General features: G+C 48.1%; 5 protein-coding genes and 3 tRNA genes. 1 reads left to right on the forward strand and 7 read right to left on the reverse strand.

Translation table 11 applies throughout. The features are described 5' to 3' along the window. Window positions 1–97: 97 nt before the first annotated feature. Window positions 98–2,197 carry a M13-type metalloendopeptidase gene (locus tag PY479_RS07235; RefSeq protein WP_275483345.1) on the reverse strand — a complete coding sequence of 700 codons (2,100 nt, stop codon included), beginning with the start codon at window positions 2,195–2,197 and terminating at the stop codon, window positions 98–100. A gap of 296 nt (window positions 2,198–2,493) precedes the next feature. On the opposite strand from PY479_RS07235, the gene rsuA reads away from it, so the two are divergent. After that, entirely contained in the window at window positions 2,494–3,189 is a 696-nt protein-coding gene (gene rsuA, locus PY479_RS07240; protein ID WP_275483346.1) for a 16S rRNA pseudouridine(516) synthase RsuA, read from the forward strand. A gap of 3 nt (window positions 3,190–3,192) precedes the next feature. On the opposite strand, the gene PY479_RS07245 is transcribed toward rsuA, so the two are convergent. From PY479_RS07245 to PY479_RS07270, 6 genes are all read right to left on the reverse strand, one after another. Next, window positions 3,193–4,140, reverse strand: coding sequence for a DUF4097 family beta strand repeat-containing protein (locus PY479_RS07245; RefSeq protein WP_275483347.1), 948 nt, complete (start codon window positions 4,138–4,140; stop codon window positions 3,193–3,195). Beyond that, window positions 4,137–4,661 (reverse strand): hypothetical protein, encoded by a 525-nt coding sequence (locus PY479_RS07250; protein WP_275483349.1) that lies wholly within the window; start codon window positions 4,659–4,661, stop codon window positions 4,137–4,139. The genes PY479_RS07245 and PY479_RS07250 overlap by 4 nt, the downstream gene beginning before the upstream one ends. Next, window positions 4,658–5,164, reverse strand: coding sequence for an RNA polymerase sigma factor (locus PY479_RS07255; RefSeq protein WP_212596658.1), 507 nt, complete (start codon window positions 5,162–5,164; stop codon window positions 4,658–4,660). The genes PY479_RS07250 and PY479_RS07255 overlap by 4 nt, the downstream gene beginning before the upstream one ends. An 846-nt stretch (window positions 5,165–6,010) precedes the next feature. Continuing rightward, window positions 6,011–6,097 (reverse strand) — tRNA-Leu (locus PY479_RS07260). Window positions 6,098–6,124: 27 nt separating this feature from the next. Continuing rightward, window positions 6,125–6,211, reverse strand: a tRNA-Leu gene (locus PY479_RS07265). Between the two features lie 27 nt (window positions 6,212–6,238). Next, window positions 6,239–6,325 (reverse strand) — tRNA-Leu (locus PY479_RS07270). Between the last annotated feature and the right edge of the window lie 118 nt (window positions 6,326–6,443).

Raw genomic sequence — 6,443 nt, forward strand, 5'->3', positions numbered from 1 at the left:
CAATGCTGCGAGAGTATAGCCGCTCCAATGACCGGCACAAGGTGTCGTCAACAAAAAGGGCACCCACGGTGCCCTTTTGAGGTAGACATTTCTGGTGTTACCAGATTTTTACGCGTTTTGCAGGTTCAAGGTACATACCATCGCCAGGTTTTACGTCAAAGGTGGCGTAGAACTGCGGCATGTTTTCCAATGAGCCGATGGCACGGAATTTAGCGGGTGCGTGCGGGTCAGTGGCAACCCGGTTACGCAGGGCTTCCTCTTTTACTTTGGCTCGCCAGATCTGGGCAAATCCCATAAAGAAACGCTGGTCGCCGCTCAAACCGTCAATGACCGGTGCGGCGTTTCCATGCAGTGATTTTTGGTATGCCTTGTAAGCAATGGTCACGCCGGACAGATCGCCGATATTTTCCCCGAGCGTCAGCTCGCCATTGACGTGCAGATCTGGGAAGACATAGTAACCATTGTACTGGTCAACCAAGGCTTTGGTTTTAGCATGGAAGGCATCCAGATCTTTCTGTGTCCACCAGTCGCGCAAATTGCCATCACCGTCAAACTTAGCACCCTGATCATCAAAACCATGGCCCATTTCATGACCAATTACCGCACCGATACCACCATAGTTCACCGCATCGTCAGCCTGCATATTGAAGAACGGTGGTTGCAGAATCGCTGCTGGGAATACGATTTCATTCATGGTCGGATTGTAATAGGCGTTAACGGTTTGAGGCGTCATGTGCCATTCATCACGATCAATCGGACTGCTGAGTTTCTTCAGGTCTTTTTGATGTTCAACTTCGCCGGCGCGCATTTCGTTACCGACCAGATCGTTGGCGCTAATAGTCAGCTGGCTATAGTCTTCCCATTTATTCGGATAACCAATTTTCGGATTGAATTTCGCCAGTTTGGCTTTGGCCGCTGTTTTGGTTTCTGGGCTCATCCAGTCCAAGTCATCAATGCTGTCTGAATATGCTTGACGCAGATTCTCAACCAGTTGCTCCATTCTGGCTTTGGCTTCCGGAGTAAAGTGGCGTTTGACGTAGACTTTGCCCACCACTTCGCCCAGCAAGCTGTTCACCTTGCTCACGCCACGCTTCCAACGCGGCTGCTGTTCTTCCTGGCCGTTGAGAATGTGGGAGTAGAAATCAAAGTTTTCGTTATCGAAGGACTCTCCCAGATCGCCGGCGTAACTTGTCAGCAGATGCCAGCGCAGGTAGGTTTTCCAGGTGGCAAGATCCGTGTCGGTGATGAGTTTCGCCAGTCCGGTGACATAGCTGGGCTGGTTGATAATGATGTCTGCCTGTTTATCGGCACCAAGAGCAGTCAGATAGGCATTCCAGTCAACACCAGGAGCCAATTGTGGCAGATCCTTTAGGGCATATTTGTTATAGGTTTTAGTGCTGTCACGACTGGCCACCACATCCCAGTGATCTTTCGCAATCGCGGTTTCCAGTTTCATAATGGCTTCGGCACTTTTTCGTGGTTTATCAAAGCCCGCCAGTTTGAACATCTTGCGCATGTGTTCAACGAAGGCTTCGCGGATTTTGACAAAGCGTTCGGCATCGTTGAAGTAGTAATCTTTTTCGGGGAGGCTCAGGCCATATTGCCAGATGTGCGTGGCGTAATGGCTGGAGTCTTTCGCATCAATATCCACATAAAAGGCCATTGGGGTGCCACCACCAATAATCTGGCTGCTACCAAAATAGGTCATCAACTGATCTTTGTTGCTGATCGCATCAATTTTCGCCAACTCTGGTTTCAGCGGGTCGATGCCCAATTTATCCAAGGTTTGCGTATCCATAAATGAACGGTACAGATCTGCCACTTTTTGTTCATCGCTGCCAGCTTTCAGATCTTTCTGAGCCGCCACTTCTTCAATAATGGCTTTGATATCATCACGGGATTTTTCACGCAGATCGTAGAAGGCCCCTGTCGCGGTGCGGTCAGCCGGAATTTGGGTGTTCTTAATCCAGGTCCCGTTAATGTAACTGTAGAAATCATCCTGCGGCCGCACTGATTTATCGAAATTGGCAAAATCAATTCCGGAGCCCAGTGCGTTTGCTACTGCGGTTGCTGTCGCCGTCTGAGTGGCTTTGGGGGTGGCGGGTTCTGCGGCTTTTGTTTCTGCATCCTTGTTATTACAAGCGGTCAGCCCGGCGAGCATGGTGGCACACAGACCGCCAATGATTACTTTTTTCATACAGGTTCCTTTCGCGTTCACTCAATGGAGTGCTTTATGCCGTGCCGGTATGCCGACACTATGATGACTGCGACCAACCTATAAGTATCGGTGGCAGCTTAACGGATTATGTTAAAGCGTGTTTACATCTTCACTCAAGTTTGAGCGTGAGGTTAAGCCTTGATGATGTGTAAGCAAAATTTACAGTCGCGGTGTTGATAAGGCTAACGGCTCTGTCTTGATATCTCTTGGTGGAATGCAGTTGATCGCCGATAATAGTTGTCGATAGGTTATTTGCAGCGTAAAGGATTGTCGAAGTGCGGCTCGATAAATACATTTGTGATGCCACCGGTCTGACCCGGTCTCTGGCCAAAAAGGCGTTACATCGTGGTGATGTCACCGTCGATGCGGAAGTGGTGAAAGACCCAAGCTGTAAAGTGGCGGATAATATGACGGTGGCTCTGGATGGCGTAACAATTATGTTGCCGGGTACACGTTATTTTATGTTGAATAAGCCGCAGGACACCCTGTGCTCAACCATTGATGAATATTATCCATCGGTGTTGAGCCTGTTAGCTATTCCTCGGGTCGATATTTTGCACATTGCCGGACGATTAGACGCCGATACTACCGGGTTGGTATTGCTCACCGACGATGGTCAGTGGTCGCATTGTGTGACATCACCGAAGAAATCCTGTGGTAAGCGTTATCGGGTAGAATTGGCTGAGCCGGTAACTGCCGAGATGGTGACGCAATTTGCTAATGGCATACAGTTGCATGGTGAGCGAGAGCTGACTCGACCGGCGCAACTTGAGTTACTGTCACCAACATCAGTACTGCTGACGATTAGTGAAGGTAAATATCATCAGGTAAAACGCATGTTTGCTGCGGTTGGCAATAAAGTTACCGCGTTACATCGTGAAGCCATTGGGGATATTGAACTGGATCCGACATTGGCACTCGGTGAATGGCGGGCACTGACAGAGGCAGAAATAACCTCTGTCAGTCGCTAACTATCAGAGTTTCTTGACGTTGATGTCGCCGCTAATGGTGGTGATATTGACGTCAGCTTTGCCCGAACCTGTCTGAAATTTCAGTACTTCACTGTGCATATATTTTGAGGTTATCGGCTTGGCATCGGTAAGTTCATTATAGATTTTGCCACCAGGGCCACCATTGATGTTGAATTCAGCATCTGGCAAACCACTGAATATCAAATTAATATTGGCATTTACACTGTCTAATTGTGCTTTGGTATCCAGTGATGCCAAGTTAACGTCCATATCCCCGCTAACACTGCGTAGGTTAAGATTATCTACGTGTTTGAGCTGCAGTTTGGCCGAGCCGGAAACCATATCAGCCGCAATTTTGGTTGCTGAAGTGTCGGCTGTCAGATCGCCGCTAACTAAACGATAACTGATGTTACCGCTGCTACCTTGATCGTCGATATCGCCGGAAACTGTCTCCAGTCGAATGTTGCCACTGGTATTGCGGGCGGTAATGTTGCCCGAAACAGTTTTGATGGTGAGCTCGCCTTGAACCGCCTTGCTGTTAATATCACCACTAATGTTACCTGTAGTAATTTCGCCGTTAATGGCATCCAGCTCATAATTAGCGGAAACGCCTTTGACTTTAACCACGACCTTTGTTGGCAGGTAGATATCAAGATCTGAGCCTTTTTCTTCATGGCTGGAGTAGTTATGCGGTAGTTTATCTTCTATCACAAAGCTGCCACCCTCCTGGGAAAATGTCAGTCCCTGGCTTAATTCATCTAATGTTCCCTTAACCGCAACTTCGGCCTTGTCCCAGCCATGGATTTTGACTTCACCGCGCTGCACACGAATATCCAGTTTGCTGCCAGCGGCTAGTTGCGCACTTTTATCGACTTGCTCAGCGGCAATTGACCAAGGGCTGGTCAGAACTGCCCAAGTGAGCAGTGTCATGGCTAAGTAAGACTGTTTCATATACGAGTTCCTTTTTTCTCAGCATAAATTCTTTCAGGCAGTTGTTGTCCTTGCGTCAGCAGGTCAATCTCCCGCTGTTGAGACCAGATCCATAGCTGCCATAACTGTTGATCTTTAGGGTCTTTTTGTAATGCCAAATAAATCTGCGCAGATGCTGCCCGTAGTTCGTCGACACCCCGGCTCAATGGAGCCGTGAGACTGGCATGTTGCCATTGGTTGAAATGACTGTGCTGTTCAATGAACGTGACTTGTTGTTCATGTTGCTGGCGCAACTGCGCCATCATCGCCAGCATTTGGGCATCATTAGGGCTTTCCTGCTGCGGCAACCACAGCCGATAACCAAAGCCACCGAGTAGCAGCAAGCCACAAGCGATTGCAAATTGCTTCCAGGCACTGGTGCTCATGGCGCGATGAGAAGGCGCTTGCTCTAGTTGGTGCGCTATCTCTGGCCACAAATCTTTCTTTGGCGTGAGTTCTCTGGGGAGCTGTTCAATCAGTTCATCAAATGACTGCTGGCTCATGACAACATCTCCTTAAGTAAGGTTTTCGCTCTATGGTACTGCGCCTTACTGGTGCCTTCGGTGGTATGCATCATTGAGGCAATTTCGGTGTGGCTGTACCCTTCGATAGCAAACAATACAAAGACGATTCTAGCCCGTTCAGGTAACTGCATGATTTTTTTATCCAATAAAGACGAATCCTGAATATCTGAAACACTGCCAATGGTGTCTACGTCATGGTCTGATAACGGTAGAAATCTGGCCCAGAACCGGCGGTGCTTCTTGAGGCTGGTTAACGCTTGATTGACGCTCAGACTATGAAGCCAAGTGCTGAATTTGCTGTCACCGCGAAATTGGTCAAGTTTTTCCCATACCCGTATAAAGCAGTCCTGAGTCATTTCTTCAGCGAGCGAAGTCTGTCCCGCTAATCGCAGACACAGGGCATAAACGCGTTTGTGATGCAGGCGGTAGATCTCAGCAAAGGCGTTTTTGTCACCTCGCCTGGCCCGCTGGATCAACTGCATTTCTGTCACATCCGTGCCGGAAACTGGTGTCTGCTCCTCGTCGCCTATCGCCTCCACGGCACTTCCTTGGTGAGTTATTGTTAAAAGTTACCTATATGACAGCGATAGCTGAGCAAAAGGTTTGAATGTTGGTGTGAATTTTTCGAGTAAAAGATCAAAAACAGTCAAAACAACAAAAGTGTAGTCAATTTTAAATAAACATCGCTATCCAAGCAGATTATTTGCCTTCTATTAGCCACATCATTGTTGTGGAATTACTTGCGAGTGAAGAAAGGCGCGACCTGATGCTGGTAAACGTGGCGTTTAAGGCCAACGGACTTAACACCTAAAAGGACGTGTGTGTTGTGCGGTATCCGCTTCATAACCAAGCCGTATTTGTTTGTGACATGAAATATTGGCTTATTGGGTAACTGATAAATGCTGTCATTGTCTGGTTTGTGAGGGCTAAGGTATCACTCATAAACGGGCGGTTTCAGACGGTTGGTGATAAAAATTGCTATGGAACATCTTCTGGCAGTAGATAGGAGCCAGAGTAGCGAAAGGCTTTCTCAGGAAAAAAGCAATTCACCAGCATGAATGGGTCTCAAATTTTCACTTTGATCCTATGGGAGCATGTCATCTATTTGGGAGACGGCGATGCCAATGTGTTGCCTATTGCACTTACTTGCGCGCTTTGGCACGCCCTATGATTTAGTTGGTAAGTGCCAACGCGATAGTCTGGAAAAGTAAGCCCGTGAGTAATTGGAGGGAAATTTCAGCGTGTTACGCTGCCAATCGCAGTCGATGTTTGCAGAAGGTGAATTTTAGGCACAAAAAAACCTCGAAAAACGAGGCTTTATAAAATATTGGTACAGGTGAGAAGACTTGAACTTCCACGCCCGTAAGGGCACCAGCACCTGAAGCTGGCGTGTCTACCAATTCCACCACACCTGCACGACATATTTTTGTTTCACTCTGAATTGGTACAGGTGAGAAGACTTGAACTTCCACGCCCGTAAGGGCACCAGCACCTGAAGCTGGCGTGTCTACCAATTCCACCACACCTGCACGACATATTTTTGTTTCACTCTGAATTGGTACAGGTGAGAAGACTTGAACTTCCACGCCCGTAAGGGCACCAGCACCTGAAGCTGGCGTGTCTACCAATTCCACCACACCTGCACATCACAGAGTGAAATATCAGAATAACTTAGTTTGCGTAGTTGGTACAGGTGAGAAGACTTGAACTTCCACGCCCGTAAGGGCACCAGCACCTGAAGCTGGCGTGTCTACCAATTCC

The organism is Shewanella sp. A32, from assembly GCF_029167175.1.
GTDB classification, from domain to species: Bacteria; Pseudomonadota; Gammaproteobacteria; order Enterobacterales; family Shewanellaceae; genus Shewanella; species Shewanella yunxiaonensis.